The organism is Thalassoglobus sp. JC818, assembly GCF_040717535.1.
Classification (GTDB): Bacteria; Planctomycetota; Planctomycetia; order Planctomycetales; family Planctomycetaceae; genus Thalassoglobus.
In genome coordinates this window covers 110,956-129,481 of sequence record NZ_JBFEFI010000005.1, presented here as the reverse complement: position 1 = coordinate 129,481, position 18,526 = coordinate 110,956, and the positions used below count along the sequence as shown (strand labels likewise).

12 protein-coding genes are annotated in these 18,526 nt (G+C 52.9%); 5 read left to right on the top strand and 7 right to left on the bottom strand.

Going from position 1 to position 18,526, the window contains the following annotated elements; translation table 11 throughout:
- Position 1: 1 nt before the first annotated feature.
- The 4 genes from AB1L42_RS14500 to AB1L42_RS14485 form a co-directional block, all read right to left on the bottom strand.
- Positions 2-1,570 (bottom strand): sulfatase, encoded by a 1,569-nt coding sequence (locus tag AB1L42_RS14500; protein WP_367056914.1) that lies wholly within the window; start codon positions 1,568-1,570, stop codon positions 2-4.
- Positions 1,570-2,988: a sulfatase gene (locus AB1L42_RS14495; protein ID WP_367056906.1), complete on the bottom strand. Its 1,419-nt coding sequence runs from the start codon at positions 2,986-2,988 to the stop codon at positions 1,570-1,572. The genes AB1L42_RS14500 and AB1L42_RS14495 overlap by 1 nt, the downstream gene beginning before the upstream one ends.
- Positions 2,989-3,125: 137 nt before the next feature.
- Positions 3,126-4,514 (bottom strand): neutral/alkaline non-lysosomal ceramidase N-terminal domain-containing protein, encoded by a 1,389-nt coding sequence (locus AB1L42_RS14490; protein ID WP_367056903.1) that lies wholly within the window; start codon positions 4,512-4,514, stop codon positions 3,126-3,128.
- A 4-nt stretch (positions 4,515-4,518) separates the two neighbouring features.
- Positions 4,519-6,039 carry a sulfatase-like hydrolase/transferase gene (locus AB1L42_RS14485; RefSeq protein ID WP_367056900.1) on the bottom strand — a complete coding sequence of 507 codons (1,521 nt, stop codon included), beginning with the start codon at positions 6,037-6,039 and terminating at the stop codon, positions 4,519-4,521.
- A gap of 276 nt (positions 6,040-6,315) precedes the next feature.
- On the opposite strand from AB1L42_RS14485, the gene AB1L42_RS14480 reads away from it, so the two are divergent.
- Positions 6,316-7,668 (top strand): formylmethanofuran dehydrogenase subunit B, encoded by a 1,353-nt coding sequence (locus tag AB1L42_RS14480; RefSeq protein WP_367056897.1) that lies wholly within the window; start codon positions 6,316-6,318, stop codon positions 7,666-7,668.
- Between the two features lie 266 nt (positions 7,669-7,934).
- Here AB1L42_RS14480 and AB1L42_RS14475 read toward each other — a convergent pair whose 3' ends face one another.
- Positions 7,935-9,947, bottom strand: coding sequence for a biotin/lipoyl-binding protein (locus tag AB1L42_RS14475; RefSeq protein WP_367056894.1), 2,013 nt, complete (start codon positions 9,945-9,947; stop codon positions 7,935-7,937).
- Between the two features lie 151 nt (positions 9,948-10,098).
- On the opposite strand from AB1L42_RS14475, the gene AB1L42_RS14470 reads away from it, so the two are divergent.
- From AB1L42_RS14470 to AB1L42_RS14455, 4 genes are all read left to right on the top strand, one after another.
- Positions 10,099-10,995 carry an efflux RND transporter periplasmic adaptor subunit gene (locus AB1L42_RS14470; RefSeq protein ID WP_367056891.1) on the top strand — a complete coding sequence of 299 codons (897 nt, stop codon included), beginning with the start codon at positions 10,099-10,101 and terminating at the stop codon, positions 10,993-10,995.
- A gap of 131 nt (positions 10,996-11,126) precedes the next feature.
- On the top strand, positions 11,127-13,355 hold the full coding sequence (locus tag AB1L42_RS14465; RefSeq protein WP_367056888.1) for an efflux RND transporter periplasmic adaptor subunit: 2,229 nt from the start codon (positions 11,127-11,129) through the stop codon (positions 13,353-13,355).
- 419 nt (positions 13,356-13,774) lie between these two features.
- Positions 13,775-15,763 carry a TolC family protein gene (locus AB1L42_RS14460; protein WP_367056885.1) on the top strand — a complete coding sequence of 663 codons (1,989 nt, stop codon included), beginning with the start codon at positions 13,775-13,777 and terminating at the stop codon, positions 15,761-15,763.
- A 144-nt stretch (positions 15,764-15,907) separates the two neighbouring features.
- Positions 15,908-16,417, top strand: coding sequence for a hypothetical protein (locus tag AB1L42_RS14455; protein ID WP_367056882.1), 510 nt, complete (start codon positions 15,908-15,910; stop codon positions 16,415-16,417).
- Between the two features lie 83 nt (positions 16,418-16,500).
- Here AB1L42_RS14455 and AB1L42_RS14450 read toward each other — a convergent pair whose 3' ends face one another.
- Both AB1L42_RS14450 and AB1L42_RS14445 read right to left on the bottom strand, forming a co-directional pair.
- Positions 16,501-17,523, bottom strand: a complete 1,023-nt coding sequence (locus AB1L42_RS14450) for a hypothetical protein (protein ID WP_367056879.1) — start codon at positions 17,521-17,523, stop codon at positions 16,501-16,503.
- Between the two features lie 458 nt (positions 17,524-17,981).
- Positions 17,982-18,521: a nicotinamide-nucleotide amidohydrolase family protein gene (locus AB1L42_RS14445; protein ID WP_367056876.1), complete on the bottom strand. Its 540-nt coding sequence runs from the start codon at positions 18,519-18,521 to the stop codon at positions 17,982-17,984.
- Between the last annotated feature and the right edge of the window lie 5 nt (positions 18,522-18,526).

The following is an 18,526-nucleotide window of genomic DNA, read 5'->3' as shown; positions in this document are numbered from 1 at the left end:
CTCAGTTCTTTTCCGAAGTGTTCTGATCCAATGGCGTCGCTCGCCGTGCCTGAGCCCCGTTGGGCAGTTCGTACAGGTATTGCATGAGCCTGTTGCGGAGCATCATCGTTCGCATCGGTTGTGAAGCAGAGAGATCATTCTGCTCGCTGAGATCCGTGCTCAGATCGTAAAGTTCGGAGCGATCATCTTCGTCGAAGTACAAGAGTTTAAATTTCCCCGAACGGATCGCTGATTGCGGGCGGGTCTGACTCACGGCGAAATCATTCACTCCGATCTCAGGGAGAGAATCAGTGTACCCTTTTTCCGGATGATAATACGGAAAGTGCCAATAGAGGTCTCGGGTCTGGGTACTCTCAGGGTCCTTGAGCATCGGAAGGAAACTGACTCCGTCGATGGTTTCGGGGAGAACATTTTTCGCAGAGGCATCGGTTCGCGAGGTGTTTGAACTGGCGATGTCGACACATGTCGGAGTGATGTCGTACCCGACGACTGGTTGATCGCAAGTCGTTCCTGCTTCGACTGTCCCCGGCCAGCGGACGATCAGCGGGACGCGGATTCCGCCTTCGTAGAGATTCCATTTCGAACCGCGAAGTGGAGCATTCGAAGCGAACTCTGGATGGCCTCCGTTATCGGAAGTGAAGATGACGAGAGTGTCGTCAGCTCGCCCGCTGGCTTCGAGTGCTTGAAGAAGTTCGCCGACGTAGTGATCGAGTGTTTCGACGAATGCTGCGTATCGAATTCGGGCTTCCCGGTGCGGTGAAGTCTCTTCAAGTTTCGCGGAATACTTCTCGATCAGCCATTGGCACGGCGTCTTGACCGGAGTGTGCACATAGAAGTGGGAGGCCATCATGAAGAACGGCTGCTGGTGGTCCTTCTGAATTGCTTCACACATTGCATCGACGAGTGAGTCCTGAGGATACTCGCCGACTTTCTCGATCGTCTTCGGTGGTGACTTTTTGTAGCTGTAAGGATGTCCTCCGAAGTCTTGAGTTGCGAATTCAAATCCCTGATTTGGCGGACCATGTGTCGGGCTCCAACCCAGATAGCCGTTGTGATGAGCATTCAGGTGCCATTTTCCGAAGAAGTAGGTTTGATAGTCGAGTTGCGAAAGTGCTTCCGCAATGGTGACTTCTTCAATCGGCAGATTGAGAGTGAAGGGCGGGCTGCGAAGCTTTTGACCCGGCTGCGGTTCTTGTGATCCAGCGGTTTCTTTCGTCACGAATTCAAAGTGCAGCCGAGCGGGTGTCTTCCCGGTTAATAAACCAGCGCGAGATGCGGAGCAGATCGGCGCAGCTGCGTATCCATTCGTGAATCGCATTCCCTGTCGGGCGAGCTGGTCAATATTAGGCGTATCGTGCAGGGTGTTGCCGTAGCATGCCAGATCAGACCAGCCCAAATCATCTGCGAAGATCAGAATGATGTTTGGAGAAGCCTCCGCCGCTCCGGCTGTGCTCGCAGTTAAACACCACAAACCGACGACCACAGCACTGATGAATCGCGACAGGGAGTTCCGAATTCCTCCTGCTGCGCGACAAAACGGTTGCGCAGCAGGAAACTCAACTTGAATCATTACTTCGACTTCCTTTTCGAGTTCTTCTGTTGTTTCTTCTTCTTTTGAACGTGGGAATTGGCGGACAATTCCGTTTCGATTCCCTCGTCGCCTTGCTGCTTCATCCATTTGTCGAGAACCCAACCCAGCTCAGCAATTTCGTCTTTGTATTGCGGATCGTCGGCAAGATTGTTGAGTTCCAGTGGGTCATTCACGACATCGTAGAATTCAATCTCTGGTCGATGTTGATAGCGTTCCACGAGTGCGGCAATTGTCTCGTTTCCGTTTTCGGCGGCTTCGACCATCGACAGATAAGGTTGAGTGCTTGTGCACGCGTTCGTGAATTCCTCTTCGAAATTCAGGTTGCGAATCAGTTTGAATTTTTCGGATCGAACCGAGCGGATCGGATAACAATCGGTTCCATTGATGATGCCGTGCGTGGTCATTTCACCAAACACGTAGTCCTTATGGTGATCTGCCTTCCCCAACAGGACAGGCAGCATGCTTTTACCGTCCAGTTCAGGTGCGAGCTTGCCGCCGGCGATGTCAACAAAAGTGGGGGTGACGTCGCAGTATTCGACCATGGCGTCGGTTGTCGAACCGGGTGCGATGTGCCCCGGCCAGCGGACGATCATTCCGGATTGAAGCCCGTTGTCGTAGCAGGTCCATTTCGCGAAGGGGAGGGAGTTGCCTTGCTCAGAGACCACCATCACGACGGTGTTGTCGACGAGATTGTTCTTCTCGAGCAGGTTGAGGATGTCTCCGACTTGCTGATCGAAATAAGTGATCTCCGCGAGGTAGCGACTGAAGTGCTCGCGGACAGTCGGAGTGTCTCCGATGTATGGAGGCAGCACAATTTCCGAAGGTGGATACTGTGATGCATCGCCTTTGTTCCAGGGGGTGTGCGGCTCGTTTGAGCATGCGAAGAGGCAGAAGGGAGTGTCCGACGACTGGCATTCTGAGAAGAGCTGCGAGATGGCTTCCATGTCGGGATTGTTGTTTTTGCCAGTGTATTCGAACTGGAAGAGATTTCTTGGCCCGATGTGAGTCTTACCGGAGAGCGCAACTCGATAGCCGAGCGCCGAAAGGTAGTGCGTGATGTTCTTCACGTCGTCATAAGTCTGAGTGTGATTCGGATAGGCTCCCGTCTTGATGGGATATTGTCCGGTGTAGATGTTGTGTCGCGTCGGTGAACACATGGGAGCAGTCTGAAAGCATCGAGTCATCCGCATTCCTTGAGTCGCGAGATGATCGATGTTCGGGGTGTGAGCTTGGCCTCCATAAACGCCGAGGTCACGAAACGTCAGATCGTCTGCGATGATGAACACGAAATTCGGCTTCGAATCATCCGCATCCGCACGGATCGTCATCCCCATGAGGACGAAGAAACATGTCGCAGCTAAGACAATTCGGCATTTCGCCAGCGGGGAGTGAATCATACAAGTCTTTCTGAATCGCGATCGTCGGACAGACATCGCTAAAAAGTTCAGGACACAGGTCCTCAGGGGGAATCTTTTCGGCAAAGAGTGAGACGAATTCCCGTTTGCTAAAACGGTGAATCGTCGCTGTTTTCACTTTAGCGTTCGTTGATGAGTTGGTGAACCGTGTCGAGGATTGTGGTCTCGACCGATTCCGCCCAGACGGTGGGAAGTCCGTAATAAATCATGGCTCCTCCACCCTCGTATCCCCCTTCAAGCAGAACTCGACGCGAAGGAATGTAGGCCATCACATCGTTCGCATAGGCGGTACACCAGACATCCGTCAGGTCTGCGTCTGTCTCTCCGTGATTCGATTTGATCGACAGGGCATAGTCGACCACAACTTCTCCACCGAGAAAGAACCAATTGACCTGATCGCCGAGATTCCAGAATTGAATGGGATAGGGATACGTCGGAGAAAGTTCCTGCCCGCCTTCGACCTGTTCGATTAAAGATCGGGCGCGTGCTGCTTCGTAGCGATTTTGCGATTCGGCCTGCGTTCGAAGGACTTCCAAAGTCGGAAGAGTTCCGAAAGAGATATCGACTTCCCGGTAGCTCGTCTGCAGTTGCGGAGAAACGTCGTGAGTTTGACCTTCGATGACCTGACTGACCGCGTGGGCGAGATGGGAACCGTATCGCTGGGCGAGTTCGACTTTGCGGCGTGGAAGCGGGTTTTGATCTCCTCCGCAGCCAGCCCAGAACATCGCCACACAGCCGGGATAAATGTCTTCGAGCTCAGATTGAGCGAACCCGGCGTAGTCCCCGGACCATTCGAAACCACTGAGAACGGTGCAGTGGCAAGCGTATCCGAAAACGACAGCTTTGAGTTGCCCGTTCTGCCGGACCATCAGGACGGGGACGTCATGGTCATACGGGCCGGCAAGTTTGCCTGAAGCTCTGAGTTCCGGAATTTTTTTCTCTTCATTGTTACGACGATTCACTGCAAACTCGGCATTGCCACTTCCCCAACTCAGTGAAGAAGGAGCAAGCGTTTCAAAGGCCTGATCGACACACGTCTCGATCGACTCTTTGAGGAATTCGGAATACTCAAGAGTTAAGTTGAGGTTCGCTTCGTTGAAGTGCAAAGCATGCATGGGACGCAGTGTTCCCGCGACGACTGGCCCGGAGTGAGTGTGTGAACTGCATATCGCGATCTGGCTGCGATCGAGGCCGTGCTTTTTCATGATCGACTTGCAGATTCTCTGAGACAACTTGCGATCGATTCCGAGCAAGTCGAGCGTGACGAGGACAGCTCGCCGCTGGGATGCGTCCTCAAGAATCAGCGTCTTTGCCCAGAGTTCGTTGAGTGTTTCGGTCGCGTGTTTCTCACCGCGCGAGGCATACCCTGCCATCGTCATCGACTGTTGGGGAGTGATGCAGACAGTCGCTGTCCCGCATTTCCAGGGTTGGTCATTCGCAGCAACAAGGTTTGGAAGGAGTGCGATTGCGATGACGAGAAGCGCGGGGTAGGTTGTCTTTTGAGACATGCGTTCATTTCTCCACTGAAGAGGAAGGCGAGGGGGAGAAGAGGAGTTCGCTGGTAGTGCCGTCCCACCATTCATCAAGTTGCGTTCTCAGAAACGCAGCTTGCTCACGGTAAGCGGGAATATCGATCACGTTTGTGGTTTCATCTGGATCTGTTTCCAGATCGTAGAGAGCGTCTTCTGTCAGATAGCGTCCCCAAGGAGCGGATCCATCTTGTTCGTAGACAGTGATCAGCTTCATTGATCGGTGTTTCGCCCAACGATAGGCAATGTGGTCTTCCGGGTGTCCGAGAGTCTTTGCATCTCCCGGATAGATTTCGCCGAAGAGAACGCGATCCGCATCAAGCGTTGATTGCCCGCAAGCAGCGTTCCACAGATTGATCCCGGGAAGTTGCGGATGTTTTCCGTCGAGATTGAGAACAGAAAGAATTGTCGGAACGATGTCGATGCTGCTGACCGGTTGATCGTGTGTTGCAGCAACCGTAACACCATCCCATGAAAACAAAACCGGTGTACGTAGTCCCGGTTCGAACGGGGATCGTTTGCTCGTTTTTGTATGTTCGAACTCTTCCGGTCGAGCTTTCGCACGCTCCTCACTCGCTTCCCATCCATTGTCGATTACGAAAATGAAGAGCGTCTTCTCGGTGAGGTCGCGTGCTTCGATCATTTCGACAAGCTGACCGACGGTTTCGTCGAATTGAGTGATCGATGCATAGTAGGGAATCCTGTGTTCCGGGACCGAATCACGTTTCCGATACAAATCGTAGAAACGCTCTGGTGAGTCGTGAGGTTGGTGCGGAAGGTAGGGGGCGTACCAGATGAACTTCCGGGATGAAGGATGATCGTCGAGAAATGTTTCGATTGGGGCCATTGTTTCTCGGCCAATCTTGAGGCCCCAGTCTCCGTTTCCATGAGCAGCGAGTTGCTTGTTCTTCAGCGTGCGATTGCCTCCGAATTCTTGTCCCGGCACCGGTTTGAAAATGGTCATGCCTTCGGTGAATCCGGCGTTCGAGAATTTTCCTTCCCAGAATTTTCCGGTTTGCAGGCTGCGATAATTGAGTTCGTCGGCGAGAATGCGCGGGAGGGTTGGCAAGTTCCGAATGATCTCGAAACTCTCGCTGCGCGCTCTTTCATACTCTTCCACCGAAGTCATCTGATTGAATGCAGTATTTCCCGGCGGAGGATGATTGAAATGCAGCCCGCTCTGGTGCGGATAGAGACCGGTTAAGAGAGTTGCTAGTGATGGGCTGCAAACACTTGTGGGGACAGAACCATTGACGAACCTTGCTGACTTTGCAGCGAGTCGATCGATGTGCGGCGTGATGACATCGGGATTGCCCATGAATCCGAAGTCGTCGGCAAACATGTCGTCCGCGATGATCAAGACAATGTTAGGGGCATCATCCGCGATGCTAGTTCGACTACTCACTTGCAAGGCGATGAGTATGGCAACGAGAGCAATCAGCTTCGCGACGAAACTTTGCTCGCTTTGAGTGTTGCGTTTGCGAATTGAAATGGCTTTCGACATGTCGATGGGGACGAGCCTTGGAGAAAGGAGGGAGTGTGGAAACTGTGGAAGCGTCGACGAGGTTGTGAGGAGGGAGTGATTGTCGAGGCGATCGTTATGATGAGTAGACGATGTCGCCGGAGAATTATCAACTCAGTTCATTGTTTGACATTCAACGGAGTGGAATTGAAACTTCTCCGATCACAGATTAAGAAGACGTTCAACAGGTCAACAAATTGAAGTCGCAATTTACAGCTGGCAGCGTAGCTGAAAACGTTGTCAGGTGGCTGGCTCTGAATGCGAAGTGGGATTGAAGATTCGAACGTGTTGCAAGCTCGACAGGATGGAATGAATAGCCAGCAAGTTTTCACTGATGTCGCCTGTACGCTTTGCGGATGCGTTTGTGACGATCTGACTTTGACCGTGGTCAACAATCGGATCGAGTCGACCAAACATGCTTGCGAGAAGGCAGCTTCGTGGTTTCAGAATGTCGAGACGATTGTTGATCGCGATCGGCAGTCAAAAGACTTCTGCAAGGTACGCGGGGAGACTTCTTCACTTGAGAACGCTCTCGAATTGGGGCGGACTCTGCTTTCTGAAACTCACCATCCGCTTGTTTATGGTTTGTCGTCGAGCAGCACAAAAGGCCAGGGGCTGGCCGTTAAGCTGGCAGACCAATTCGGCGGCGTGGTTGACTCATCTGCCTCAGCAGGACATACGCCCTCTGTTGTGGCATTTCAAAGAGTCGGAGAAAGTACGTCTTCGCTGGGAGAAGTCAAAAGCCGGGCAGACGTGGTTGTGTATTGGGGATCGAACCCGGTGGAGAGTCATCCACGTCATCTGGAGCGGTACACTCGCTGCGGAACCGACGCAGCGAGTCGAACTGGCGTCTCTAAGTCATTTCTCATCGTAGTCGATGTCGTCGAAACCGAAACCGCCCGACAGGCGGATCTGTTCGTGAAGATTGAACCGGGAAGCGATTTTGAAGTTCTGTGGGCACTGCGAGGTTTGATTCAGGGGATCGAGCTTCAGGAAGAGAGTTGCGGCGGTGTGAGTCGTGATGAGCTTGTGGCTCTGGCAGAGAAAATGACCTCCTGCAAATACGGAGCTTTGTTCTTCGGGATGGGGCTTACGCAAGGTCCGTTGTCTCACTTGAACGTGGAAGCGGTCCTGCAACTGGCGACAGACCTGCATCGTCATACGCGTTGGGTTGTTCGCAGGATGCGGCGATTCGGCGATGTGGCAGGAGCGGACAACGTGCTCAGCTGGCAGACGGGTTATCCCTTCGGCGTGAGCCTGTCGCGTGGTTTTCCTCGTTATCAGCCTGGCGAATTCAGTGCGCAACACGTCCTCGAGAATCGCGAGGTTGACTTGTGTGTGATGGTCGGAGCTGAGGGTGTTCAATACCTGTCGCAAGAGGCTGTTGACTCTCTCTCAGAGATTCCAACCATCGTTTTGAAGCATCAGCAGACCGAGCTTCCATTCACTCCGACGATTGAAATTGCCGTTCAAATGTATGGTGTTCAGAGTGCAGGAACTGCGTACCGAATGGATGATACTCCAATCCCGCTGCGATCGATTTTACAGTCGGATCTTCCCACAGATGTCGAGATTCTGGACGAATTGTTGGCCAGCTCTACGCGAGAATAGAACGTTGGCAATGTCTCTCAAGATTCTGAGTGACTGAGAATCTCATGAGAAATGGGCAGTCGTTAGAGCATTTTTTGATTTGATGTGCACTCTGTCGCACGAGCGAATACTGCCTTTTATCTTGTGAAACAGAGCAAGCGAGTGCACAGGCAAGAGCAACTTGCTCTAGAATCGTTCCATTCAACATGCAGCTCTTCTGCCTCGCGGACAAGAGCGTTTTGACTGATGGTATCGCACACCGCGGCAGCAAAAGCATTGGAAATGCTCTAGAACCAGAGATGTCGCTGGAAGAACTCGACGACGTCTCCGAAGAGCACGTAAAACAGGCTCTTCTTTCCGCAGTTGATTTTGGCACTGACGTCAGCCCCAATATTGAGGTTGGGCAGATCTTCACGATCGATATCAACGAAGACTTCGAATACGGTTCCGTCTTCTTCAGACTCAGCGGAACGTGTTGCGATTTCTCCGCTGCGGAGGACTCCGTTGTGACTCGTTTCGACGGATGTCGCGAGCACATATTCGACGGGAAGTTCCTCGGAATCGAGCGTTTCGAAGGCTCGCATCACGTGGCCCATTCTGTATTCGGGAACGTCCACTTCCAAGTGCCAGGGGCCATTAGGTTGCATCACTTCCACGAGCAAGTCGCCCCGTCTGACAGGCCGGTTCCGAAGAACCTGATCCACTTGAAACGTCGCGATCACTCCATCGTCCGGGGCAGTGACGGTGAGGTCTTCGATTCTCAGCGTGACTAGATCGAGTCGGTTCTTCGCACCATCTCGTTCGACGGTCGCTTTGGCGAGTTCTGCGGTGATTCGAATGAACTCGCTTTCATCATCTCGTTTGATTGCTTCAGCACGTTGAGAAGTCAGGGCAGAGACGAGTTTGTCTTTCTCAAGCCATTCCGTGCGGGCGGCGATTCGTTCGGAATCGAGTTCGTCGCTTTCAATTCGAAGCAGCAAGTCGCCCTGTTGCACGGTTTGACCGCTGCGAACGAAGACCTCCACGACATCCCCATCCCAGGGAGCAAAGACGCGGTGCTGGATGACGGGCATCGCCTGTCCGGTGCCTTCAACGCGATAATCCCAGGGGACGACGGCCAGCATGGTGGCTAATCCCACAACACTTCCCAGAATCGCCGCTGCGATCCAGAGACGGCGTCCTCGAAACCAGCGAATCGTGCGTCCGATGCCTCTCCAAAGCGGCAACAGAAAAATTGACTCGTGAGAGTGGCAGTTCTGAATCGCGACTTCGATGTGATCCCGAATCAGATCGGACCGATCCACGACATGTTTTTTGGGTCGTGCCTCCGTGGCTTGTTCGATGATCAAACATCCAATCACAGGCGGAGAGTCGAGAGAAGCATGATCATCCGCGTCGGAGTCTTCGCGATGTGACTCTGCGACTTCCTTGAGTGGAAGCAGCATGACCATTCGAGTTCGACTTTCCGCCAGATAGTCTGCGAGTGGTTTTTCCAGCTCAGGAGGAAAGTCCTCGATCGAACCTTTGTAAGTGATCGGAGTGCCAATTTTGATCGCAACTTCCGCCAGTTTGGCCATCGATTGAACGAGGTTCGCCCGATGTTGGACTCCATCTTGACCGCTGATGCCTTGAACTTTGGTCTGTTTTCCGTACTTGAGAGCAATGGCAACTCGGTCCGCCCCTGTCAGTACACGTCCATCGTTGACGGCGACTGCAATCGTCTTCTTCAAGTCGAGTGATTTTTGCAGGCGAAGGAGAAATGAGTCGAATCGCTGCCAGAAGGCTTCGTCGGTGACTGCTTCCTGGCTGTCTTTCTTGTTTGTCAGGTATCGAATGAAATAGCTCGCGAGAGTCTCGGTGACTTCTCGCAGGAAAGCTTCGTCGTGCGAAGTTGCTTCGCCCAGCATCAAAACTTCGACCACATGAGGCGGATTGGCGGTGACGACAATTGGGGCGATGGCCAGCGAATGGGGTTTCAGTTGTGCTTCGGGCAGCACTCGATTCATCATCAGCTTCGGTTTGCCCTCGCGAAGCGACGATCCCATCAAAGAGATGTTGTCGAGGTCGAGGCTGAAGAACTCGTCTTCGCTGACTGACGCGAGATTGGCCTCGGCGACGACGCGCGGTTCATTTGCCTTGGAAAACGCGACCATCGCGACCGCGTCGATCGAAGGTGTTTCCGCCACGAACTGAAAAACGTCCCGAACATAGGCCGCGTAAGTCGGCGATTCATCGAGAAATCGGTCACACTGTTGGCGGATCCAGTCGAGACTGTCCTGCCCTGGAGTCTGTTTTGACATCGAAGAGGGTCGTGGTATTGGTCCGCGAGGGAATTGAGATTGATGTTGACGCCATGGGGGCGAGTGGCTCGAATTGTTGTGAATGGCGTGTCAGAATGCTATGTAGACAACACCAATTCGCTTAAATCTCTATATGGTCGAAATCACGACGATGCACACCAGAAACTTGCTGCTTACCTATGTTCTCAGTCTTTCCTGTGTGCTCAGTTCGCCATTGGTTCTTCCCGACACGTTGAGAGTTTTGGTCGCGGAAGAAGTTCCCGTTAAAGACTGTCGACTCTCATTTGTCAATCGTACGACCTATTCGACCCAGCGTCCCGGAGTGGTTGCGTATGTTCCACGCGAAGGTGCGAACATTGAAGCGACCAAGGTCGTCGTCAAGCTTCAGGATGAAGTCGCTGATGCAAATTTGAAGCTGGCCGAAGCGAGAGCTGAAACCGATATCGAGATTCAGTCAGCCCAGAAATCCGCATTGGCTGCGGCGGCTGAATACGATGCAGCCGTTGAAGCGAACAGAATTTCGTCCGCTTCGAACCCGGTTTACCCTTCGACTCACATGACCCGCTTGCGTCTTGATGCCGAAGCCGCCCAGCTTCAGGTCGAAAAGGCCCGTCACGAACAGCATCTCAATCAATTGGCGGCTGAACAAGCACGAGCGGAACTCGGGACCTATCACGTCTTCGCAAAAGACAAGGGATTGGTAACACGAGTCTTCAAACGCATCGGCGAAGGTGTTCAGCAAGGTGAGTCGATCGTGCAGGTCGTGAATACCGAAACGATGAGAATTGAAGGGTTTGTTGACGTCGAAGCTGTCGAAAAAGTTCGTGTTGGAATGCCAGTGCGAGTTACGTTTCAGGTTCCTGGAAGTGATGCGATGAAAGCGTCCAAACCTTATACGGGAGAACTTGGCTTCGTCGATGTCTCCGTACAGAACCTCTCGCGAAACGTTCGCGTCTGGGCAGAAGTCTCGAACCCGGATGGACTGTTGAGAGAAGGTCTCGATCCCACAATGGCTATTCTGATCGAAGCCGGCGGGCAATCGCAGTAAACTTCGAGCAAGTCGGCAACGGATTTTGTTAGTTCGCCAACTGTTGAGCACGCGGTAAGTTCTTGTTTTCAGCTGGCGAAAATGTGTCAGAAGTTGAATCCGAAATGCTCGGCTGCTCTTAAGATGATCTGATGCAACAGCAGACAACACAGTCCGCACTCGTTTCAACGACGGAGAGACCCGTTCCGTTGATCGGGCGTTCAGATCTCGACATCAAGGAAATCGAGTACCGTGGCGTTCCATATCCGGTCATCAAAGATCCAGTCGGGTTGAAATACTATCGACTGCAACCGGAGCAATACGCAACGTTCTTGCTTCTGGACGGCCGTCGCAGCTTGCGTGATGTGCGAGACGAACTGCTCAAGAAGTTTCCGACGCTGCACGTCACCACTCGAGATGTCCAGGGACTGGTCACGGATCTCCACGAAAAGGGATTGCTGTGTAGTTCGCGTCTGGGGCAGGGCGAACAGGTTTTGGATCGCAGTCGAACTGAGAAGTGGAAGAAGATTCGTCAGTCGATGATGAATCCGCTCTACATCAAACTCCCCGGGTGGGACCCCGAACGAACTCTCCAGCGACTGGAACCCTGGTTCGGCTGGATGTTCACACCGCCCGCCGGTCTTGTGATGATGATGTTCGTGGCGTCATCGTGGTTGTTTCTGGCAATCCGCTTTGATGCGGTCCGGCAACGACTCCCGGAGTTTCAGCAGTTCTTCGGCTGGCCGAATTTGATCTATCTGTGGATCACACTCGCTCTCGCCAAGATTCTTCACGAGTTTGGACACGGAATCGCGTGTAAGCACTATGGTGCTGAATGCCATTCGATGGGGATTATGCTTCTCGTGTTCAGTCCAACGCTCTATTGCGATGTGACTGATTCATGGATGTTGAAGAACAAGTGGAAGCGAATCGTCATCGGTGCTGCGGGGATGTACTTCGAAATGATCCTCGCAGCCGCAGCTTTGTTTGTCTGGTACAACACAAAACCGGGGCTGGTCAATCATCTCGCGTTAAACATCTTCTTCGTCTCGACGGTGACGACAGTCATTTTCAACGCCAATCCACTGCTCCGCTACGACGGCTACTACATGATGTCGGACTGGTTGGAGATTCCGAATCTGCGGAGCAAAGCGACCAAAATGCTCTCGGAAACATTCTCCTGGTGGACATTGGGGATTGAGAGCCCGGTCGATCCGTTCATGCCGACCACCGGCAAGGCTTGGTTTGTGCTGTTCGCGATTGCTTCGTCGCTTTACCGCTGGTTCGTCCTGTTTGCGATCACGATTTTTCTGTATACCGTACTCAAACCGTATCGACTTCAAAGTCTCGGAATTCTGCTGGCCGTCGGATCACTGGTGTCGATCGCAGTTGGAATGGGAGTCAATTTCTACAAGCTCATGTCTCGACCTCGTCAAGATCCAATTAGCCGCGTCAAGGTTTTCATCACTGGCACGATCGCCACGGGACTGATCGCTTTGATTCTGTTCGTTCCATTTCCATGGTTCGAAGAGGCAGCGTTTTACATCGAGCCTGCCAACGTTTCGCATGTCTATTCTGTGGTTCCGGGATTTGTGGAAGAGGTCTTCGTGCGTCCAGGCGATCACGTGATCGCGGGACAGGAAATCGCGACACTGAAAAACCCGCAGTTGTTTGACGAAGAAGTTTCACTCACTGTTGAGGAACAAGCTCAAGGTTTTGAGCCTGAAATGTACCGACAGCTTGCGGACCCGGACGGTCAACGGCTTGCAGAACGCCGACTTGAAACGATCGAAGAACATCATGTGGATGTTCGAGAACAACTGGAAGATCTGAAGATTGTGGCACCGGTGGCTGGCACGGTTGTCGCTCCCAATCGGCGCCCCCAATCTCATCGACAAGATCATACGAGCCCGCTCCAGGGATGGTATGGCAGCCCGTTGTCGCCAGAAAACACTGGGGCCTACCTTGATGAGCAAACCTCGATTTGCAGCATCGCCCCCAGCAAGGAATACCTTGCCATTCTCCTGATCAACCAGTCAGACCGAGAAGATCTGGGGCTCAAGGAGGCAGTGCGTCTCAAGGTTGATTCGCTTCCGGAGCGTGTCTGGCAGGGACGAGTGATCGAGTTTTCCGACCGGCATCTCGAATATGCTCCTCCAGCTTTGTCCAACAAATTCGGTGGGCCATTGGCGACGGTGACCGACGCTGAAGGGCGAGAGCAATTGGCGGTTCCCGTCTATCAAGCCAAAGTGGAATTCGATGCTCCTCCGGAGTATCTGCGAACCGGCATGCGGGGAACAGCCCGATTTGTTGTGGCGGAAAGAACTCTCTTCAACTGGTTCTGGAGATGGTTCCGGCAAACGTTCCACTTCCGACTCTGATCGAAGTCGCCACGATGACTTCTCGCTTTCGAATATGCCTAGTCCGGTGTAAATCCGGTCAGAGAACAGAGGAGAGTCGAAAACAAACAGATCATGAGTTTTCGATCAGTCCGAGGCCATTCTGATCGACTCTTGCATCGTTTGTCGGCTCGATTCGAGCAGTTTGAAGCTTGAGGATTGTTTTCCAAAGTGTTCAAAGTTTTCGAGATTTCGGCAGCTGTGAACGACAACTCTGACACGTCTTCCCATCTTAAAACCGGTCTTGTCGATTCTACGGAATTGACCGTCAAATTTCCCAAATAGGCTGAGACCGAGTGCTGTGACAACACGAAGAATCTGAAAGCATGGTCGTGCGCACTCGGGGGGAGCGTGCCGCATGCGCCACCTCAGGGTGGGATGGATTTGAATCAGGGACTGTCATGACACCTCGCGGTCGTCACACACGCTGGAGGCGCTTGAAACCACTTTCGCTTTGGATTGTGGTCGGAAGCTGCCTGACGATGATCTCCGCATGTCGTCAACGCGGAGAATTACCGACCTATCTCGGGACAGAGCATTCTGCAGATTACCTCGATCGAGCGACGCAGATTGCCTACACAGACTTGGAAGGTCCGGTTTCTTCAAAGGTGAACTTCGCTGTTCCGCCGCGACGCATTCGAGATCGCACCAAAGATGAGATCTGGGATTTGAGTCTGGCGGAAGCCATCCAAACGGCCCTGTTGAACAGCCACGTGATTCGAAGTTCCGGACAGTTCTTGAGTCCCGGGAATCCGATTCTGGCGAACCCGCAATTCGTGCAATCGGTCTTCGATCCTGCGATTCAGGAAAGCGGAGTGCTGTTCGGTCAACGTGGTGTCGAAGCTGCGTTGTCAGACTTCGATACGCAGTTTACGACTCAGCTCTTGTACGGTCAGAACAATACCATTCAAAACAATACGATCGCTTTGGGGCGGCTCGCGGGTACAGTTCTGCAAGAGTCGACAGATTCGTTCAATGCCTCTTTCTTCAAACGACTGGCGACCGGTGGTCAATTGACACTGGCTCACAGCGTCGTGCGAACAGGGCGAAATATTCCTGCCGGACCGGGAGAACCGCAACTCTTTCCTTCGGTCTACGAAGGAGCGACGTCGCTCCAATTCCGACAGCCATTGCTGGCCGGGGGAGGCGTTGAATACACGCGAATTGCCGGGCCGATCTCGGAAAACATTCAAGGAGTCACGGGGGTTCAACAGGGTGTCGTGATCGCCCGGATTGAGAACGACATGGAGTTGGCCGAGTTTGAACAGGCCGTCCAACAACTCGTTCACGATGTCGAAGAACTTTACTGGCGGCTGCACCTCGACTACATCACGTTCGATTTGCAAAGTCGAATCGAAGAGATGGCCAACCAGTCCTTCCAGGTTGCCGAAGCCAAGCGACAAGCTGGGACTGGACCCGGGGGGCGTACGGAGCTGAATCTGCGAAGTATCTATCTGGATACGAAGGCAGAAGTCGATCGCGCACGAAACTCGATCTATTCGACGGAAGCACAGCTGCGGCGATTGATGGGGCTCCCGGTCAACGACGGAAGAGTGATTCGTCCTATCGACGAACCCATCACCGCTGAGTTCGTCCCGAGCTGGGAAGTTGCCATGTCCGACGCGCTCGTGAAGCGTCCTGAGGTGCGAAGGCAGAAGTGGTCGATTCGCAGCTTTGAGCTGCAACTGCGGGCTGCCGAAAACCTGCTGATGCCGCGACTCGATTTCGTGAGTGGCTACCGCATCAACGGATTCGGTGACGAACTGTTCGGTCGGGGCGATTCGGGGCCGCAGATTCCGCCAGCTGTCGAGAACTATTACCAGTCCATGTTAAATGCTGGTCAAACCGGCTGGAATGTGGGCGTTGAGTTCTCCGTTCCGATCGGACGTCGATTCGCCAAGACTCAAGTTCAGTCGCTGGAACTACAGCTTGCGAAAGCAAGAGCAGTGCTGGCAGAACAGGAAGTGGAACTCAGTCATGAAGTGGCGGACTCGTTCCGAACAATCGATCTCGCTTACGAAGAGAGTCGAAACTCCTATAACCAGTATCTCGCTGCTGAAGAGGCACGGAAGCTCGCATTCGCCCAGTTCCGCTATGCCATCGACAACGATCCGGAACTCGAGCCACTATTGCGAGCGGAGATGCGTGTTGCTGAGTCAGAAGTGAATCTGGCGAGGTCAATCACTCAGTACAATGTTGCTCTGGCGGATCTCAGTTTTCGGACGGGACAAACTCTCCGAGCCAGCAGTATCGAGTTGATCGAAGGCTGCTGGAACCCGGAAGCATACATCGATGCTGAAGAGAATTTCGAAGCTCGGAAGTATGCCAAGCCAGCTCCAAACCTGATCACCAAACCAATGGTCTATCCCGATTACTCTGTGATTGAGTAGCAATAGGATTCATCACGTCTTCGGCTGGGATTCAGAATTCGGCCGTCAATTTGCACTTGGTCTCGCCAATTGATCGGGGAACGGGTATTCTTTAACGAATAACGCTCACTCGTTTCACGCGAACCCATCGCGAATGGTTGACCGATGAATTGTGATGATTTCCTGGACGTAATTCTCGAAGACCTGCCCAGGTCGAAAGATTTTGAAACGCATCTGCGTCAATGTGATCGATGCTGTTGTTTCGTCGATGTGATTTCGCCGATGTTGTCGGGTGAACAGGAACGAGAGGTTCCTTCACCGAAGTTCAACTTTGATCAAGACTCCTCGGTTGAGAATCAGGAACTCGCTCACTCAGCTGCCGTACAGTTGCAGCAACGCCTCGCGCCTGAAGGTTTCGTGACGATTCCGTCATCGCAGAGAGAGTTTTCTCCAGCGAAGCGAGATGGACGCAATGCGACTTGGAAATACATGGCAGCATTTCTGACCGGAGTGGCGACCTGTCTGGCAGGGCTTTCAGTGGTTCAGTCTGAATCCCGTCCGCATGCTTATGAAACGCAGACAGCGTGTCTCTGGGGAACCGAAGTTGAAACCGGCCATAGCGAAGAAGCACTCGTGAAAGCGTGTGTGGCGTGCCACCTGGTCGCCCAGAACTAGCAATCTGGTTCAACGACCTGTCTTTCTGCATCTGAATTGCGGCTTGATTCGCAACGTGTGCGAAGACCATCTCGACCGATCATCTACTCCAGAGTTTTTGGACCGGTGTCTTTGGGCAAGTCGAACAAACGGTTCATTCTCTCTTCTGGAGTTGAACGAGCAGGTGCGTTCGAGATCGCGACCATCTTTTGGATCTCATCTTGTAGTTGGCTTTTGACCTGACAAAGTTTCGATCGCTCACGTGTCAAAGCAGCGCGTTCCAGGGAAACAGAGAGTTCGGATTGGCGCAGGTGGTCTTTGAGGTGCTTTTCGAGGACCATGACGGACTTCTTGAGGTCCTCAGGCACTGACATCGCGCTTTCCCAGTTGATGGGAGGAAACGGATACGATTCTGCTCGGCGCAGGCGACCGACGAGATAAGAGATGAATTGATCGCGTTCAGTGACTGCTTCTTCCAGTTTTTTGGCGTCCGTGATGGTGGTAACGGGTTTAGGAAGTTCCGGCATTTCCTCGGGTTCAGGAGGAATTGAAACCGGTTGAAGCACAGGAGCTTTGGCTTCGGGAGTGGCTTCTTCATCATCCTCATCAGCGGCGCTGTCAGATGAAGCGTCTTTCTTTTCGCCGGAGAACAACGCTCCCATTTCATCTTCGTCGTGTTGCGAATCTGCTTCTTGCATGAGTCGCGCTTTGGTCGCAGCCCAGAAGTCTTCTTCTTTCTCCTCGGCAGTTTTCTCAGCGACGGCTTCTTCGTCGGACTCCTCATCTTCGGAGAGAGTGTTTTCTAACTCGTCCTTCGGAAGTTTGCGAAGCTCAGCTATAGACGTATTCGAGCCGGCCAGAATTTCGAGGATCTGCTCGATCCCAATTTCAATGCGTTCGAAATGTTCGAGCGGCGATGACTCATCAAACTCGGCGAGAAAGTCACGAATCTGCGCGTTGACACCAGCTCCAAAACCGGATTCTTTCTGTCCGCTGACAGGACCGGTACGCCGCATCCGTTCGAGCTGCTCTGCCGTCGTTTCCAATTGAGAGGTTAACGCCAGAATGACGGCCTCTTTGGATTCGACTTCGCGTTGCAGTTCATCAATGAGGTTCGGGTCGTCCATGGTGATGCCCAATGAATGCTTCGAAATTTTTATCAATGAATTCGGGGATGAGAGCCTGACTCAGACCGGATCGGCGAAAATTGTGCTGCTCTGACCCGTTAGTGGGGGCCAGGATGCCGTGAAACAACGCGGAATGGAGTGCGCGATGCGTGTGAACGCACAGTCATTCACTGAGGTGATTCTTGCGGATTTCGCGTATGTCTCGTCGGAGTAACCAGTTTCTCAATGCAGATTTGAGCACCAACGGCACTCAATGCATTCGAAAGTCTAGTTCACAAAATGCAACGTGCAGGGAATTCTCTGACCGATCTTCACCACCCGGTGTCGAAAAATTGCGTTGCAATTTGGAAGCGTGGCTTTGCTCCGAAGATTTCGAGTAGAGACGTCATTTCCGGGGCTGATAGGACGGAGAGATCCCCATAGAAAACCAGCGAAAGCTCACCGGAGGATGGATTGGCCTACGCCCGCGTATTGAGTTGCTCGTCGAGGAAATGCAGAACCTGACGGGCAGCCGACAATTGACGGAAGTAGCGCTTTTCCAGATGGACGTCGAGTTCACCGTCCAAATTCAATTTCCGAGTGACTGGGTTTTGATCAGAACGAAAACAGATCGTGGAGTACGCGATCCCGTCGAGATCGTCGGGCGCATTGGGACCGAGATGTCCGGTGATTGAGACCGCGACAACTGCTTCCGGAGTGAGTGAAAGAACTCCCTTCGCCATCTGTTCCGAGACGATCTGCGAAACCGGTCCCACTTGAGGGTCGGCGAGCGACTTCTCATCAACTCCCAGCCACTGATGTTTGGTTGCGTTCCGGTAAGTGACGCAACTCCCACAGAGAACTTCTGAGACACCCGGGTATCGAGAGAGCGTGGCAGCGATCAGTCCAGAGGTGCAACTTTCAGCGAAGACGATGCGTGTTTGAAGCTTGATCGATCGCTCTGCCACCGCGTCGGCAATCGCGTGCAATTTCTCATGAGTCTGTCCGATCAGTGACACAACAC

Coding starts and splice junctions, on each gene's coding strand:
- AB1L42_RS14500 (WP_367056914.1), bottom strand. CDS start 1,570: ATGATTCAAGTTGAGTTTCCTGCTGCGCAACCGTTTTGTCGCGCAGCA.
- AB1L42_RS14495 (WP_367056906.1), bottom strand. CDS start 2,988: ATGATTCACTCCCCGCTGGCGAAATGCCGAATTGTCTTAGCTGCGACA.
- AB1L42_RS14490 (WP_367056903.1), bottom strand. CDS start 4,514: ATGTCTCAAAAGACAACCTACCCCGCGCTTCTCGTCATCGCAATCGCA.
- AB1L42_RS14485 (WP_367056900.1), bottom strand. CDS start 6,039: ATGTCGAAAGCCATTTCAATTCGCAAACGCAACACTCAAAGCGAGCAA.
- AB1L42_RS14480 (WP_367056897.1), top strand. CDS start 6,316: ATGCGAAGTGGGATTGAAGATTCGAACGTGTTGCAAGCTCGACAGGAT.
- AB1L42_RS14475 (WP_367056894.1), bottom strand. CDS start 9,947: ATGTCAAAACAGACTCCAGGGCAGGACAGTCTCGACTGGATCCGCCAA.
- AB1L42_RS14470 (WP_367056891.1), top strand. CDS start 10,099: ATGCACACCAGAAACTTGCTGCTTACCTATGTTCTCAGTCTTTCCTGT.
- AB1L42_RS14465 (WP_367056888.1), top strand. CDS start 11,127: ATGCAACAGCAGACAACACAGTCCGCACTCGTTTCAACGACGGAGAGA.
- AB1L42_RS14460 (WP_367056885.1), top strand. CDS start 13,775: ATGACACCTCGCGGTCGTCACACACGCTGGAGGCGCTTGAAACCACTT.
- AB1L42_RS14455 (WP_367056882.1), top strand. CDS start 15,908: ATGAATTGTGATGATTTCCTGGACGTAATTCTCGAAGACCTGCCCAGG.
- AB1L42_RS14450 (WP_367056879.1), bottom strand. CDS start 17,523: ATGGACGACCCGAACCTCATTGATGAACTGCAACGCGAAGTCGAATCC.